Raw genomic sequence first — 14,937 nt, forward strand, 5'->3', positions numbered from 1 at the left:
CTCCCTTGATAAATAGTTTTCGAACCAGTGACAAGAACCCTTCATATTCTAATCTGCAAGGAGGGTAATCAATGATCTCGTCAGGTTTGTTTTTCCAGGAAATGCTCACATTATATTGTATCGCCATTTTAGGCTGGATCGCCAGAAAAAGGAATTTCCTATGCAAAAAATCAATAGGTATGCTGACCCAGCTTCTCCTGTATATTACGCTGCCAGCCTTGATTTTACATTCCCTGAACATTGAATTATCTATGGGGCTTTTAAAAGATTTTATATGGCTAATTACCATGTCAGCATATATTTGTATCCTGTCCGCAATGCTTGCCGCCTATTTCAATAAAAAAGCCCGTCTGCCAGCACATCAAAAATCCGTGTACGAAAGCCTGATGATTTTTGGAAATCAGGGATTTATCGGATATGCCGTCAGCTTCATTCTTTTGGGGGAAACTGGAATTATTTATCTTACAGTGTTTAATATTTGCTATTTGGTCTTTATCTGGGCGTACGGAATCCATCTTTTTACTAGAAAAAAAGATGCGGTGAACTGGAGAGCCGTTTTGGTGAACCCGGGCATTCTTTCTACAGTCGTAGGTCTAGTCCTATTATTCCTTCCTTTTACATGGCCGTCTTTTTTAGCCGGCACACTGGAAAGCGTCGGAAAGATGACTGTTCCCTTATCAATGATCCTCGTCGGCGCATTGGTTGCTAATGTGAAACTGAAAGTCCTTTTGACCTCACTGAAAAACAAATATTTGTGGGCATCATCCATGCTGCGGATTTTTTTCTTTCCCTTGCTGTTGCTTCCGTTTGCCGCGTTGCCCATTCCATTTCCTGTCATGTTGACCGCCTTTATCGTCTCCGGCATGCCCTCGGCTCCGACTATCTGTATATACGCACAAAAGTATGGCGGAGATTCACTTTTTGCTTCATTGGGCGTATTAATAACAACCGCGCTCTGTATCCTAACAATTCCAATACTTTACCTGATTCTCACTCATACCTTGCCGCTAATTTCCTCATAATAAAAATGAGGTGGAAAAAATGACAAAGGTTCGGCTTGGCTATGTGGCGATGAGCATGGAATTGCAAAATGCGTCTCCATCAAAAACAATGACGTTCGCCCAGTTTCAAAAACTCAATGACAGGGACGCTGCCATACGCAAATTGGAGCGGATTGCATTAGAAAATCTTCACAATACACTCAGATTGCTGAGGCATAATGCTGTTAATGATATTCACTTTTATCGGATGACCTCCCGTTTAATTCCGCTGGCAACCCATGAGGAGCTAAGTGATTGGAATTTCATCTCCCCTCTTAAGGAGAAGCTTCGAGAGCTTGGAGATTTTGTAAAAAAACACGAGATGAGAGTCGATTTCCATCCTGACCATTTTGTTCTGATCAACTCATTGAAAGAAGATGTGTTAAAAAACTCCATCAAAAACCTGAACCTTCATCGTTTGCTCCTGCGCGGAATGGGGATTGATATGACTCACCGATGCGTCATGCATGTGGGCGGTAACTACAAGGATACGGAAAAATCGCTTGAACGGTTTGTGGACAATTGGATGCTCGTCCCCTATCCTATTCAAAAAATGATCATGCTTGAAAATGACGATACCTCTTTCACGATGGAAGACACGCTATATGTATGTGAAAAGCTAGGCATCCCGCTCGTCTTTGACTATCATCATCACCTTGCCCACCATCAGAATCCGGATTGGCAAGAAAATTGGGGACGCGTTGTGGACACTTGGAGTTTCTCTCCCCTGCCCATTAAAATGCATATTTCCAGTCCAAAAAGTGAGAAAGCGTTTCGGCATCACGCTGATTTTGTGGACGTGGACATGTTTTTTCGCTTCCTTAACGAGATAAAAGGAACGGTTAACCAAATTGATTGCATGATTGAGGCAAAGCAGAAGGATCAAGCTCTTTTTACATTGATGGAGCAGTGCAAACAAAGAGGAGATGTAGAAATCATTGACGGCTCTTCTTTTTTGCTGAAATAATCGAAAAGACTGTGAACCTTTTCTCATTAAATCACACCAAGAAACGCCCTGTGATACACTTAGAACGACAAATAATTATTGGAGTGTATCGTAAAATGAACAATAACAATTATGCTGCTGGACATGTTAAACGTAATTACCGGCCGGCAATCATTGCCATTTCAGTCGTGCTGATCGGGGCAATCGGCGTCCTTGCGGGGATGCCTGGAGTGGAGGACTTCGATGCCTTTGACGTCACAATACTCCCTCTAATGAATGCCATTTTAAACAGCTTTACCTTCTTGTTTCTACTGGGCGCATTGATCGCCATAATGAAACGCAATGTCAAGGTTCATCGCCGCTTTATCTACGCTGCATTTGTGACCACATTTTTCTTTCTTATCACTTACGTAGCGTTCCACTTCCTCTCTCCTTCCACACCTTATGGAGGCTCGGGGCTGTTGGCCGGCATTTATTACTTCATTTTGATTACACACATTTTGCTCGCTGCCGCCATTGTGCCACTAGCGCTGACAAGTGTTGCAAGAGCCTGGAATATGGAAAATGAACGCCATCGCAAAATCGCCCGCTGGACGATGCCGATCTGGTTATACGTGAGCCTGACCGGCGTGTTGGTTTATATTATGATTTCGCCTTATTATTAAGTGAAAAAAGTGTCCCGTAAAAAAATCGGGACACTTTTTTGTTAAACTCTCAGCCAATGACAACTTGCCCCTGCAACGACCGCAAGGACGATAAAATACTGAGTGCGGTCAGATGGCTTGTCTTAGGGTTGTCCGGCGATGGATTGTTCTGTAAGGTGAACTCCATCTTTCCAAAGTCACCGGCAGCTTGAATGGTATGAGTATTTTTATCCACTTTTGGATCAGCGATTATCTTAACCTCCGTTTTTTCCACTCCAATACCTGCCAATGAAAGAGTGATGGCGACATTGGCATTTTCCGGGAATCGGGCAATTGCCTCTTTCGCGGACCCATCGAATAATACCCTCTCTTCAGTGATTTCTCCACCCGACAAAGCTTCTCCGGGTTTCCGCGTGACCAATGAAACGGAATGCAAATCCCCCATAATGCCAGCCGCTTTGATAGCATCCAATCCGCCAATAGCACCGGCAGGCAAGTATAATTTCGTAGCATTTTCCTCGGCAACCAATTTCAATTTGTTAAAAAAAGCTGGATCTGCCAAAGCACCGACACTGATAACAACCATATCTTTCTCACATAGTATCCGATAGGCGTACTTCTGCACAGTCTCGATATTTGAGCTTTCGACTATTAGGTCTATTCCGGAGTTCAAAAAGGAATCCAGCTTATCAAAAAACGTGAAATCATACTTTCCTGATAATGAGGGCATGATTTCCTTCGCCTTCTCCCTCTCATCCAATACCGAAATGATTCGGTAATTGGGTATTAACTGATCAATATTTAATTTTTCTAATAAAAACTTCCCCATGGTTCCTGCACCAATGAGTCCGATATTCATTAAGATGTCACACTCCCAAAACTAAATGCAAATAATCGCGCGAACGATCAGTTTTCTTCTAATTATGGCCCACCGCACTCCTTCCAGAATGGGATGAGCCATTTATTTTCTTCCAGTAAAAACGAGCTCAGACCAGCTTCTGCCCACAGTTGGAGCAGAAATTACCGCCGCTCGTCTTCTCCCCGCAATTCGGACAAAAGTTCGGGATCTTTCCGCCGCTCGACGAAGGTGCACCGGACTGATTCGGGACCTGCTCCTGCTGCGCTTGATTCATATTTTTCATCATCTGCCCAGCCATACCCATTCCCATCATCATTCCAGCCATGTCCGCGGCAGTTCCCCCGCCTTTGACTTTTCCTGAAGCGATTCCGTCCGTCATGGACACCTGCTGGTATTTTTGCAAATCACCAATCATGCCATGTGAAGCAGTTTTTGTAATCATATCCTGGATTTCCTTCGGATAGTTGAAACTCATGATGTTAAATCCTGTAATCGTCATTCCGCTGTCAATGATCTGCATATCAAGGTCTGTCTTGATCCCCTGTGCAATTTCAAATGCATTGGCCTGCAGGTTGAACATGTCTTTTCCTTCTTTGGAAATCCATTTCATGAGCAGTTGATCCAAAATGGATGTAATCCGTATTTTCACATCCTCTACAAGGTAGCGGCCTTTCACCCCTGCGATTTTATCTATAAGAGCAATGTAGTCATTCACTTTAAAATTGAAGGTTCCATTGGCGCGAACCGGCATGCCGCCCGGGAGCTGCGGTGTAGGAATATTTATCGGGTTTTTCGTACCCCATTTCACCGTAAACTCTTTTGTATTGACGAACAGGACTTCCACTCTCATTCCGCTGTTGAAGCCGAACTTGAACCCTTTTAAGGTGGACAGGAACGGGATAATCTGGGACTCGATATTGTAATCCCCTTCTTCCTGGAAAATCCCTTCAATTTTTCCGTTATTGATAAAAATAGCGTCCTGGCCCGGTTGGATGATGAGCCGGCTTCCTTTTTTGATTTCGCGGTTACTCCATTTCCAAAAGATCATATCGTCTCTGAATTCTTCCCATTCAACTACATTGGCAAATTGACTTCTAAAAAAGCTCATCATATCCATTCCTTTCGAACCTAGAATTTCCCTCTGCTGCCGCTGTGCGAATGTCCGCCTCGCGTCATACCTCCGCCTCCACCGCCGCCAAAGCCACTGCCGCTGCTTTTATTGGATGGCTTCCTTCTTTTCGTTGTGGTAGTACGAATATATTGGTCCCTTCTATGTTTCACTCTCGTATTCTCGTTATCCTGGTACGTTCGTGCATTGACGGTCACTCTGCCCCCTATATTAAAGGCCATTATTCCCACCGCACCGCCTGCAATCACAAGTGAAGCAATGATTTGGAACCAAAGGTTAAACAATATATTATCCGGGTTCACCCCCGGCCTGATTCCCATATATTTGGATGATGTCTTAATAAAAGATCCAAAGGCTTTGTAATAATCTCCACTTGATAATGCCGGCGTTATTTTTTCTCGCACTAGAGTCGCACGATGATTATCCAAATAGGTTTCCGCCTTATAAAAGCCTGCCACATACACGTCCCTGTTTTTCATATCGAGCGTCAGAATAGCCGTGTTCCCGTGTGGCTTGTCATATCCAGGCGCTTTTTCATCGTAGAAGTTCTGCATATATTCAACAACATCTATGTTTTTTTCATTATTGGTCGTCAGTATGATAAAATCTGTATCCCGCTTGGCTCCATGCTTTTCAGCCAATTTCTCAAGCTCTTTGACTTCTGTATCGCTGAGAAGTCCGGCATCATCATAGATTCGTTGTTTGGCAGGAGTGTCTGCAGTTGCAAAAGCAAAAGGCAATAATAGAAAGAAGAAAACAATCAGAATGAGTGTTTTTCTAAAAATGTTCACCACAGACCCCCTCCCATCGCAATGGAGATGAGTTTTAACGTAACAAACGAGGTGCCTGCGATGCCTCCGAACCAGGCAGCTACCCTTGAAACGCTTATCGGCGGCTTTCCGACCACTTTTCCTGTTTGGCCATTCATCGCAAAAGTATGCTCCGCTTTATCATAATCATAATAGACCATCCAGACAGGAAGAAGCACATAATTACTGCGGACTTTCTTCGTGTTGATATGCTTATGATTATAACTGACTGAAGAATATCCAGTAATAGTGGAACTTATATACGTATCTATGAACTTCTGAATTTTAGCTTCAACTCGCGGATACAGCTCTTTATCATCGAAATTATATTTTTCCGCAATATATCCCGCCAGATAGGGAGTTTTAAAATCCTTTAACTGGTCATAAGGGTAAGGCTCCAACTTATCCATGATTTTGTCGTCCATTTTTTCAGAGGCATCAACAGGGACTTTCAAGTATGACAGGTCAATATCCCGGTACACATCAAAATACTTCGTTTCAGTATACTCATAGTCACCGCTGGTATAAGTCCTCACCTTTGTAGCGATCGCTTCGACCTTAGCCTTGGTGTTTAAATCATACAGCCAAAAAGGGACATACATCCCTGTGATGCCTTTGATCCGGTCCGCTGTCATGAACCCTTTTGGAGTGAGGCGGCCGTTTCTGCACCACTTTTTAAAAGCCTGCATCGCCTCTTCCTTGCTGATGGTAAAAGGAATCACCTTTGCGGGAGCCAGAGCACCAGAAAGACGTTCCTGTAAAACCACCCCGGCACCGCAGAAGCTGCATGTCGTCGCAGCGGTCTCAGCCTCCGTGATCAACATGGCTCCGCAGTTTTCGCAGTGATATTCCTTTGCTTCATCATCTGTTAAAACAGCCGTATTCAAATCTTCGGCAAACTCTTCGATATGATCCTCCCTGCCGCAGCTTTGGCATGTCAACATTCCCGAATCACTGTCAAACCCCATGTCATCCCCGCAATTAGGGCATTTGTAATGGATGACCAATGAGATCCCCCCCCTTTTTTCATACAAGCCTAAAGCACTATTACTTGAACAGTTAGAGAGCTGCAGCCAAGGCTACAGCTCAGTACAGCAATTTTTATTGTTTAGCTAGTGCTGCAGCCCTCCTTGCACCGAAAAGTTATTCCTTATTTTTGATTTGCTCTTTCAAGGCTGCCAGTTCATCTTCGACATCCGGTCTACTATCATATTTTGCCGTCAAATCTTTTATGTCATCTTTTGGCTCCGCATTCAACTCAGCCATGGCATTGGCTTCATCAAGGGCCCTCTCCACTTTTTCTTCCATTCTATCGAACGAGGACATGGAGCGGTTGGCACCTGTAACAGATGAGCCGATTTTATTCAGCCTTTCCTGCGTCTTTGCTACTGCCATCTTGCTTTTGATCATCGTTCTGCGCGCTTCTAGCTCACCGATATCAGATACAAGCTTATCGTGCATTTCTCTCATCCGGACCGCATTGGAAGCCGCCAAACTGTATGCCTGCTGCAGTTCCGCTTCTTTTTCAGCCAAAGAAGCCTTCTTCTCCAGGAATTTCCTTGCGTCATCATCATTGCCTGCTTCCAAAGCTTTGACTGCATAGCTCTGCATCTTTTCAATGTCAGCTGAACACTCATTCAACGCTCTTTTTGAGCGCTGCTCCTCCGCCATCACGGAAGCCGTTTCTGCTTTGACTTTGCCCAAATCGCTGTTTAGGTTTCTCATATACTGATCGATCATTTTCTCCGGGTTCTCCGCTTTGTCCAATAATGCATTGATATTGCTCGACATGATATCTTTAAACCTTGCTAAAATACCCATAACAGCCACCCCTTAAAATATTGTCTAAACATATATACTGAGTGAGCGATGAAAAAGATTCATTTAATTCAAATTTATAAAAAAAGCGTCCTTGCACAGGACGCGATGTTTTACTTACTTCTGATATAAAACTTCTCCACCAATAATCGTCATCTCAATATCGGTATCCAACAGCTCATCCGGGTGCTCTATCTCAAACAAATCCCGCGAATAGACCGTCATATCCGCCAATTTGCCCCTGGCTATCGTTCCTTTTTTATCTTCTTCATTCGTTGCGTACGCTCCGCCGATCGTAAATACTTCAAGCGCCTCCTGAATGGACAGCTTTTCTTTTTCATTCCAGCCTTCATGGGAATCTTCAGGATGTCTCTGGGTCAAAGCCGCATGCATTCCCAAAAGCGGGTCAATAGGTTCAACCGGCGCATCGGATCCTCCCGCACATAATACTCCTGCGGACAATAGCGATTTCCATGCATACAAATACTTTATTCTTTCTTTACCCAGTCTTTCCTGCACCCAAGGATAGTCCCCGACTACAAACCTCGGCTGGATATCTGCCACAAGACTCGGTTTTGCCAGGCGCTGAATTAAATCCTCCCGCAACAGCGATACATGAATGATGCGATCGCGATATTTTACGCTTGAAAATTGATCAAGAACCTGCAGTACATCCTCCACCGCCTGATCGCCGATTGTATGAATGGCGACAGGCATGGAATGCTCTCTGGACTCCTTGACCATTTGATAAAGTGTCTCCTTATCTTGCATCGCCTCACCGTACTCACCAGGCGCATCCTGGTATGGCTGCGAAAGCAGGGCTGTCCTTCTCCCGAGCGCACCGTCCGCAAAAATTTTAATCGCCCCAATTTGCAGCGTGTCATTCCCGTAACCCGCATACATCCCTCTTTCCCTCAAACGATTAAGGAATGGATAATCAATCAAAAGGTTGCAGCGCAAGCCTTTTTTCTCCTGATTGAGCAATTCATCATACATTTTGTATGTCTGATCAAACCCGCCCAAATAACGGGGATCATTCGTATGTACACTTGTCAGCCCTCGCTGCATCGCATGTTCCATCGCCAGTGCGAGTCCATGTTTCAATTCGTCGTACGTCTTCTCCGGCATGCGGTCTGTAACTAACGTGGAAGCCGACTCAAGTAGCAGTCCCGTAGGCTGCTGCGTATTGGGGTCCAGAACAATACTCCCCCCTGTCGGTACCTCGATTGATGGGTGATACTGGATCATTTCAAGCGCTTTGCTGTTCACAAGGAAGGCATGGTGACAGACTCTTTTTATAAAAAGAGGGCAATGCGGCGCTGCTTCATCCAACTCTTGAATTGTCGGTAATCCGCCATCAGCAAAAAGGTTCTCATCAAAACCAAGTCCTGACAGCCATTTTCCTGGTTCAGTCTCATTTGCCCTTTCCCTGATTTTTTCGAGCATCTCTTTTTTGGATCCGACACCCACTAAATTTAAATCTAAAAATTGAAGTGCAACTCCTGAAAGATGCAAATGGCTGTCGATTAATCCGGGAGTAACGGTCTTCCCTTGTAAGTCAACTATTTTCGCGTCATGTCTTCCCCACTGTGAAATCATATCATCGTGTGATCCCAAGTCTATTACTCTACCGTTTTCAACAACCACAGATTCAACTACAGGCTGATCCCTTTCAAGAGTATAGACCTTTCCTTTTGTAAAAATAATTTTTGTCATATGTATTCCTCCAAACAGTGAAAACCACCTAATATCGGGGTACACAAAGTTATCTTTATTTTACCAAAATTCCTGAATAAGGGTTTATTATTTCACACGAAAAAACTCCCACCGCAAATTTTGCAATGGGAATTTTTCAATCGCACATTATTAATGAACATCCATCTTATTACCCAGTACAGGCTTCAACTCATCTTCGACCGTATCTTCGGTCATTTTTACTTTGGACCGGTAAGCGGCCCGGATAATCAAATGCCCGGAGACCGGAGCAGTGATAAATACAAACAGGATTCCCAAAATGAGTCTGACACTGATAAAGTGTTCGGTCATCCATATATAGATAAACGCTCCTACTAGCGACAACTGTACCCCCAATGTGGTACTTTTTGTCGCTGCATGTGCCCGAGTATAAACATCAGGAAACCGAATAATACCCATTGCACTGATCACAGAAATAACGCTGCCGATTAAAATGAGAAATGCTCCGATAAATTCATCGATTTCGCTTACGTTCAATAATAACACCTCTCTCGATAAATTTTGAGAGCGCAATGGTACTGATAAATGCAAGTATGCCCAAAATGAGGATCACTTCAAGAAACGCTTTTGTTTTAAGTAAAACAGAGATGACAGCAATGCCCGAAATAAGGTTCACCACGATCATGTCCAGCGCAACAACCCGGTCAGGGATGGAAGGTCCGCGGATAATGCGATAAAGAGCAATGGCAATCGCGATAGCAAAAAGAACAAGAGCCGTACTCAGCATCATTTCAATCATGAGCGTGTCACCTCCATGATGGCTTTTTCAAACTTCCCTAATGACCGTAACAACGTATCTTTATAGCGTTCTATGTCTAGCGCATGAATGTAAAACACATTTCCTTCCGGCGATACCTCCATGACTACCGATCCCGGGGTCAAGGTCAAAAGCATGGCAAGCGTCGTCACTTCCCAATCCGTTTTCAATTCCGTCTTATATGAAAATATCCCTGGTTTAATATCCACTTTCCGGCTGACAATATGCTTCATCACCAAGAACGCGGACAATAATAGCTCCCAATTAAAAATAAAAATCAGTTTTAAAACATAGTAGAAACGCTGCAAATAAAACTGCTGACCGAAAAAACGGTGCATGAGGAACACAATGACAATACCTGCCAAAAAACCGATAAAAAAAGTTGAAAACCTTAACTCGTCCTCATCATTAAGAACCATCCAAAGGAATGCTATAAATAAATTAAGAATAAATTGAGCAGGCATTTGCATTCCTCCCCTTTCATGCTTACTTTACTCATTTTGATTTAAAACCCCTTCGATATAAAGGTTGGGGTTCGAAAGCGTCAGCGCGGCATCACGGACATAGCCAGATAACAATTCCGCCCCCAAACCGAGTCCAATTGATGCAGCAGCAAGCAAAATGCCTGGAATCAGCAAACCTTTTCGAAGAGGAACCGCTTCATCCTCACTGATGGTCGTCTCACCCCAAAAGCACTGTTTAAAAATGCGGAGCAGTGAATACAGTACAAAGAGACTTGAAATTAAAGAGATGGCAAGCAGAATAAAGGAGCCGGACTCGATTGCTCCCTGACTGACCAGCACTTTTCCTAAAAATCCGCTTAACGGCGGAATGCCTGCAAGCGACAGCATTACAATGAAAAATAACCAGCCCAATGTCGGGTAATTGCGAATAAGTCCACTCATCCTATCCATTTTTGAGGTACCAGTTAGGGCAATCATCGTTCCTGCCAGCAGGAACAATAAAGCTTTTGAAAACATGTCGTGGACGAGATAATATATGGACCCTTCTATTGCTGCTGGTGTTGAAACGGCAAGCCCAACGAGGATGAACCCGGCCCCGATAATGACATTATAAGAAACAATCAAACGAATATCCTTATAGGCGATGGCTCCCAGGCTACCGCCTATCAATGTCACCCCTGCCATGATACCAATCAGAGTATGAGTGATCTGCGGTTCGTGGTAGAAAATAAGGGAAAACACCCGAAACATAGAATAAATACCCACTTTAGTCAATAATGCGCCAAACAAAGCGGCCACTGCCGTCGGAGGAGCGCTGTATGAGCCTGGCAGCCAGAAATAAAGCAGAAGCCCCGCCTTCAATCCGAACACAATCAAAAATAATATACTGATCATTGTTAAAATCGGGGTTTGTCCGGATTCAGCAACCCTTTGAGATAAATGCGCCATATTCAAGGTTCCGACCGCACCGTACAGATAAGCTACCGCTACGAGAAAGAACCAAGAAGAAAGCACATTGATTGCTACATAAATCACCGATTCCTTCAATTGGACCTTTGTTCCACCAAGGGATATTAGAATGTATGAAGCCAGTAACATCACTTCAAAACAGACGAAAAGATTGAAAATATCTCCGGTTAAAAACGAGCCGTTTACTCCCGCAACCATGAATAGGACAAATGGATAAAAAAACATATTTTCCCGGGAACGGCCGATGGAAAAGAACGCATACAACAGACAAATCGCTGTGACAATACTTGTCGTCAATACAAGCAGCATAGAAAAAGAATCTGCCACGAAGAGAATGCCAAAAGGCGGTTCCCAGCCTCCAAAATCAAGGCGAAGAATTCCCGTGCTCCGGATAAGATTTAAAATGTACAGGCTGATGCCTGCAACGGCAGCCATAATACCGATGCTGATCCAGCGCTGAAACTGTATGTGTCTACGGAAAAAAACGAGCAAAATACCAGTGATTAGTGGAAGTGCCATTGGTAAGACAATCATATTATTCATCTTTGGTACCTCTTAACAGAACTTCATGGCCAACGTCAGTTTCCTGATACGACCGGTAAGCCATAACAAGAAAAACAGCTGTGACAGCAAAACTGATGACGATTGCTGTTAGAATAAGAGCCTGTGGAATGGCATCCGTATATGTATTTGGTTTTTCTCCCAACAACGGCACCGTGCCTTTTTTCAATCCCCCCATGACCATCAATAGCAGGTGAACCGCATGGGATAAAATTGCGGACCCCAAAATCACGCGCAACAGATTTTTGGAGAGGATTAAATAGGTTGCCACTGTTACAAGGACGCCTGATAGAATGGTTATTAATGTTTCCATAAACTTAAACATCCTCACTTATACTTAGAATGATCGAAACCACTACACCAACGACCGTCAAGGCAACACCCGCTTCAAATAATGTGATCGTAGCGAATTCGGTTTCACCGAAATAAGGCAGGTGGAAAGTGGAATATGCTTGGAATAAAAAAGGTTTGCCAAAGACGACAGCCCCCAAGCCGGTTGTTACCGAGATGAGCACCCCAAGTGCAGCAACCCGCTTGAAATCAAAAGGAATCCCCTTCTGGATCGTATCTATATCAAAAGCAAGGAATAGCAGGACAAAGGCAGAGGCAAGGACAAGACCACCGATAAAGCCTCCTCCAGGACTGTTATGTCCGGAGAAAAACAAATACACAGCGACAGTCAATATGATGAACACAACGATTTTTGTAACCGTTTCTAATATGACATCATTGATCTTCAACTTTATCTCCTCCTTTACCCAGCTTTAATTTTGTCAATGTATACACGCCAATCCCCGCAATGAAAAGAACAACGACTTCAAGCATCGTATCAAACGCACGGAAGTCTCCCAATATCGCATTTACAATATTCTTACCGCCGGTCAATTCATCGGCTTTTTCAAAAAATCCCGAGATAGTGGTGAATAATTTACCACTTTGAACGGACAGAGCACCCAGGACAAAAATGACACCCACAGAAATTGAGATAAACAGATTAAGCAATTTTACCTTCGGAGCAGTCTGTCCTTCCCCCCTCTCCCATTGAGGAAGGAAGTAAAAGCAAACTAAAAACAAGGCAGTTGTCACTGTCTCGACAACAATTTGGGTAAGTGCCAAGTCCGGCGCGCGTAGTACTACAAACAAAGCCGCAATCCCATAGCCCAGAACTCCATTCAGTAATATGGCTGTCACCCTTGTTGCTGCAAACGGAATAGAGATGCCTGCAGCCATCATGACCAGAACCAGAATCCACTCAAATAAACGGATAGGCGCTTGATTAAATTGACTAATGGAGAATGCTCCTGTCATAAATAAAGCTCCGCCAATGACTAATATGAAAAAGAGATAAATATATAGCAAATAATCCCTCAGAATACCTGTCATATAAAACCTGGTAAAAGCGGAGGAGCTGCTTTCCAGTCTTAGCAGCGTATTGTTATAAAGAATATCAAATGACCATGTTGTTGGAAAAAGTGAAAAAACACCTTTCCACTTTCGCATGTATACATAAAGAAGGGATCCAAAAGCAACAACACCGATCGTCATGAAAACTTCCATATTAAAGCCGTGCCAGACCGATATGTGCTGGCCTAATTCAACTTTTTCAGCTAACGACGGGAAAATGCTTACCATTGCCGGGCGTAATAAATAGTCCCCAACGATATTCGGAAAGAAGAAAATCGCCAAAACCAAAGCAGCCAAAATCGACGGCGGGATAAGCATGCCGACAGGCGCTTCATGCACCTCACGGTCTCCGACTTCAAGTCGGCTTGTACCAAGGAAAGTTTTAAAAACGATAATCATGCTGTAAACAAACGTAAAGACACTTGCGGTCCATGCAATTACAGGAATCAGTATGCCCCATGTATCCAGTGAAAAAATGCCAACTTGAGTAATATTCAAAACAGCGGCGAAAAACATTTCCTTGCTTAGGAACCCATTAAACGGGGGCAGCCCAGCCATCGAAAAACTTCCTATCATCGCAATCGTAAACGACACAGGCATGAAGGACATCAACCCGCCCAATCGGCGTATATCCCTTGTTCCGACCTCATGGTCAACGATGCCCACCACCATGAACAGCGCACCCTTAAAGGTGGAATGGTTAATCAAGTGGAAAAGGCCGGCAAAGGTCGCTTGTGTAAACAGAACTGCTTCCATACTTGCCCCCATGTCCAGGGACATGGAGCCAATTCCCAAAAGACTCATAATCAAACCCAACTGACTGATGGTTGAATACGCCAGTAGCGCTTTCAGATCTGTTTGGCGGACAGCTGTAAAAGAACCCCAGGAAAGCGTTACAAGACCTATTCCTGTCACAAGCCAAAACCAAAGTTCCCCTTCACCAAATACAGGTGTGAACCGGGCCACCAAATAAATACCTGCTTTGACCATCGTAGCAGAGTGCAAATAAGCACTGACTGGCGTCGGAGCCTCCATCGCGTCAGGAAGCCAAATATGAAACGGAAACTGGGCTGATTTGGTGAACGCACCTATCAGCAGCAGAACAAGGGCAGGGGTAAACAGCGGATGATTGATATCAACAGCCGCAATGATTTCTCTTATGTTCATCGTACCTGTCATTAAATAAATCATGATAAAGCTGGTAAGCATGGCCAATCCGCCGCTTACAGTAATCAACATGGCTTTTTGCGCCCCATATCTTGATCCCTTTCTGTGAAACCAGAAAGCAATCAACAGGAAAGATGAAATGCTTGTAAGTTCCCAGAATACATATAAAACCATTAAATTATCTGAAAAGACAACACCAAGCATGCTGCCCATAAAAAGGAGCAAATAAATATAAAAGTGCTTCAAAGATTCTTCTGAGGATAAATAATAAATTGAGTAGAGGATAACGAGACTTCCAATACCAGTGATCAAAAGTCCAAAAATCAAGCTAAGTCCATCTAAGTATGTAGTAAAGTCTATACTATAAGAAGGGATCCACATCATCTTGTTCAAATAGATATTCCCGTTCGCAACCGATGGGATATAACGGGCTATAGCAATAAACAAAGCTGCCGGCACCAGAAAAACAAGCCAGCCTATATAATTAGGGGCATTTCTTTTAAATAAGATGGGAAGAAAAATGGCAGCCAGAAAAGGGATCATGATGATCAGATTCACAGTTAACAAAACCAGACCTCACTTTCATCGCGATATTTGCATTTGCTGTCACAAGGT

Annotated in this window: 16 protein-coding genes; 3 read left to right on the top strand and 13 right to left on the bottom strand. The window is 43.7% G+C overall.

The genetic code is table 11. From position 1 onward, the window contains the following. Positions 1-71: 71 nt before the first annotated feature. The 3 genes from D4T97_RS15115 to D4T97_RS15125 all read left to right on the top strand — a co-directional run bounded on the left by D4T97_RS15115 (position 72) and on the right by D4T97_RS15125 (position 2,651). Positions 72-1,022 carry an AEC family transporter gene (locus tag D4T97_RS15115; RefSeq protein ID WP_126051594.1) on the top strand — a complete coding sequence of 317 codons (951 nt, stop codon included), beginning with the start codon at positions 72-74 and terminating at the stop codon, positions 1,020-1,022. 19 nt (positions 1,023-1,041) lie between these two features. Continuing rightward, on the top strand, positions 1,042-2,007 hold the full coding sequence (uvsE, locus tag D4T97_RS15120; protein ID WP_126051595.1) for a UV DNA damage repair endonuclease UvsE: 966 nt from the start codon (positions 1,042-1,044) through the stop codon (positions 2,005-2,007). 95 nt (positions 2,008-2,102) lie between these two features. Continuing rightward, positions 2,103-2,651, top strand: a complete 549-nt coding sequence (locus D4T97_RS15125; RefSeq protein WP_126051596.1) for a DUF420 domain-containing protein — start codon at positions 2,103-2,105, stop codon at positions 2,649-2,651. A gap of 49 nt (positions 2,652-2,700) precedes the next feature. Here D4T97_RS15125 and nadX read toward each other — a convergent pair whose 3' ends face one another. The 13 genes from nadX to D4T97_RS15190 form a co-directional block, all read right to left on the bottom strand. Next, positions 2,701-3,489, bottom strand: a complete 789-nt coding sequence (nadX, locus tag D4T97_RS15130; RefSeq protein WP_126051597.1) for an aspartate dehydrogenase — start codon at positions 3,487-3,489, stop codon at positions 2,701-2,703. 127 nt (positions 3,490-3,616) lie between these two features. Continuing rightward, a complete protein-coding gene (locus tag D4T97_RS15135) occupies positions 3,617-4,597 on the bottom strand; it encodes an SPFH domain-containing protein (protein WP_126051673.1) in 981 nt (326 codons plus the stop codon). Positions 4,598-4,617: 20 nt separating this feature from the next. Then, positions 4,618-5,412 carry a TPM domain-containing protein gene (locus tag D4T97_RS15140; RefSeq protein ID WP_126051598.1) on the bottom strand — a complete coding sequence of 265 codons (795 nt, stop codon included), beginning with the start codon at positions 5,410-5,412 and terminating at the stop codon, positions 4,618-4,620. Continuing rightward, the gene (locus tag D4T97_RS15145; protein ID WP_126051599.1) at positions 5,406-6,434 is read right to left on the bottom strand and encodes a TFIIB-type zinc ribbon-containing protein; all 1,029 of its coding nucleotides are present in this window, start codon (positions 6,432-6,434) and stop codon (positions 5,406-5,408) included. Before D4T97_RS15145 ends, D4T97_RS15140 begins: the two co-directional genes overlap by 7 nt. A 136-nt stretch (positions 6,435-6,570) precedes the next feature. Then, entirely contained in the window at positions 6,571-7,248 is a 678-nt protein-coding gene (locus tag D4T97_RS15150) for a PspA/IM30 family protein (RefSeq protein WP_126051600.1), read from the bottom strand. Positions 7,249-7,362: 114 nt separating this feature from the next. Next, positions 7,363-8,961 carry an amidohydrolase gene (locus tag D4T97_RS15155; RefSeq protein ID WP_126051601.1) on the bottom strand — a complete coding sequence of 533 codons (1,599 nt, stop codon included), beginning with the start codon at positions 8,959-8,961 and terminating at the stop codon, positions 7,363-7,365. Positions 8,962-9,111: 150 nt separating this feature from the next. Then, positions 9,112-9,477: a Na+/H+ antiporter subunit G gene (locus D4T97_RS15160; RefSeq protein WP_126051602.1), complete on the bottom strand. Its 366-nt coding sequence runs from the start codon at positions 9,475-9,477 to the stop codon at positions 9,112-9,114. Continuing rightward, on the bottom strand, positions 9,455-9,739 hold the full coding sequence (locus D4T97_RS15165; RefSeq protein ID WP_126051603.1) for a Na(+)/H(+) antiporter subunit F1: 285 nt from the start codon (positions 9,737-9,739) through the stop codon (positions 9,455-9,457). The genes D4T97_RS15160 and D4T97_RS15165 overlap by 23 nt, the downstream gene beginning before the upstream one ends. Then, positions 9,736-10,221 (bottom strand): Na+/H+ antiporter subunit E, encoded by a 486-nt coding sequence (locus tag D4T97_RS15170; RefSeq protein WP_126051604.1) that lies wholly within the window; start codon positions 10,219-10,221, stop codon positions 9,736-9,738. Before D4T97_RS15170 ends, D4T97_RS15165 begins: the two co-directional genes overlap by 4 nt. A gap of 27 nt (positions 10,222-10,248) precedes the next feature. Beyond that, on the bottom strand, positions 10,249-11,733 hold the full coding sequence (locus D4T97_RS15175) for a Na+/H+ antiporter subunit D (RefSeq protein WP_126051605.1): 1,485 nt from the start codon (positions 11,731-11,733) through the stop codon (positions 10,249-10,251). Further along, the gene (locus D4T97_RS15180) at positions 11,726-12,064 is read right to left on the bottom strand and encodes a Na(+)/H(+) antiporter subunit C (protein WP_126051606.1); all 339 of its coding nucleotides are present in this window, start codon (positions 12,062-12,064) and stop codon (positions 11,726-11,728) included. The genes D4T97_RS15175 and D4T97_RS15180 overlap by 8 nt, the downstream gene beginning before the upstream one ends. A gap of 4 nt (positions 12,065-12,068) precedes the next feature. Beyond that, positions 12,069-12,491, bottom strand: coding sequence for a Na(+)/H(+) antiporter subunit B (locus D4T97_RS15185; protein ID WP_126051607.1), 423 nt, complete (start codon positions 12,489-12,491; stop codon positions 12,069-12,071). Continuing rightward, a complete protein-coding gene (locus D4T97_RS15190) occupies positions 12,478-14,889 on the bottom strand; it encodes a Na+/H+ antiporter subunit A (protein ID WP_126051608.1) in 2,412 nt (803 codons plus the stop codon). Before D4T97_RS15190 ends, D4T97_RS15185 begins: the two co-directional genes overlap by 14 nt. Between the last annotated feature and the right edge of the window lie 48 nt (positions 14,890-14,937).

It is taken from the genome of Siminovitchia acidinfaciens (genome assembly GCF_003605385.1).
In the GTDB taxonomy this organism is placed as follows: domain Bacteria; phylum Bacillota; class Bacilli; order Bacillales; family Bacillaceae_C; genus Siminovitchia; species Siminovitchia acidinfaciens.

Excerpts from the sequence above, each read along its gene's own strand:
- D4T97_RS15115 (WP_126051594.1), top strand. The coding sequence starts at position 72 with ATGATCTCGTCAGGTTTGTTTTTCCAGGAAATGCTCACATTATATTGT.
- uvsE (WP_126051595.1), top strand. The coding sequence starts at position 1,042 with ATGACAAAGGTTCGGCTTGGCTATGTGGCGATGAGCATGGAATTGCAA.
- D4T97_RS15125 (WP_126051596.1), top strand. The coding sequence starts at position 2,103 with ATGAACAATAACAATTATGCTGCTGGACATGTTAAACGTAATTACCGG.
- nadX (WP_126051597.1), bottom strand. The coding sequence starts at position 3,489 with ATGAATATCGGACTCATTGGTGCAGGAACCATGGGGAAGTTTTTATTA.
- D4T97_RS15135 (WP_126051673.1), bottom strand. The coding sequence starts at position 4,597 with ATGAGCTTTTTTAGAAGTCAATTTGCCAATGTAGTTGAATGGGAAGAA.
- D4T97_RS15150 (WP_126051600.1), bottom strand. The coding sequence starts at position 7,248 with ATGGGTATTTTAGCAAGGTTTAAAGATATCATGTCGAGCAATATCAAT.
- D4T97_RS15155 (WP_126051601.1), bottom strand. The coding sequence starts at position 8,961 with ATGACAAAAATTATTTTTACAAAAGGAAAGGTCTATACTCTTGAAAGG.
- D4T97_RS15165 (WP_126051603.1), bottom strand. The coding sequence starts at position 9,739 with ATGATTGAAATGATGCTGAGTACGGCTCTTGTTCTTTTTGCTATCGCG.
- D4T97_RS15170 (WP_126051604.1), bottom strand. The coding sequence starts at position 10,221 with ATGCCTGCTCAATTTATTCTTAATTTATTTATAGCATTCCTTTGGATG.
- D4T97_RS15175 (WP_126051605.1), bottom strand. The coding sequence starts at position 11,733 with ATGAATAATATGATTGTCTTACCAATGGCACTTCCACTAATCACTGGT.
- D4T97_RS15180 (WP_126051606.1), bottom strand. The coding sequence starts at position 12,064 with ATGGAAACATTAATAACCATTCTATCAGGCGTCCTTGTAACAGTGGCA.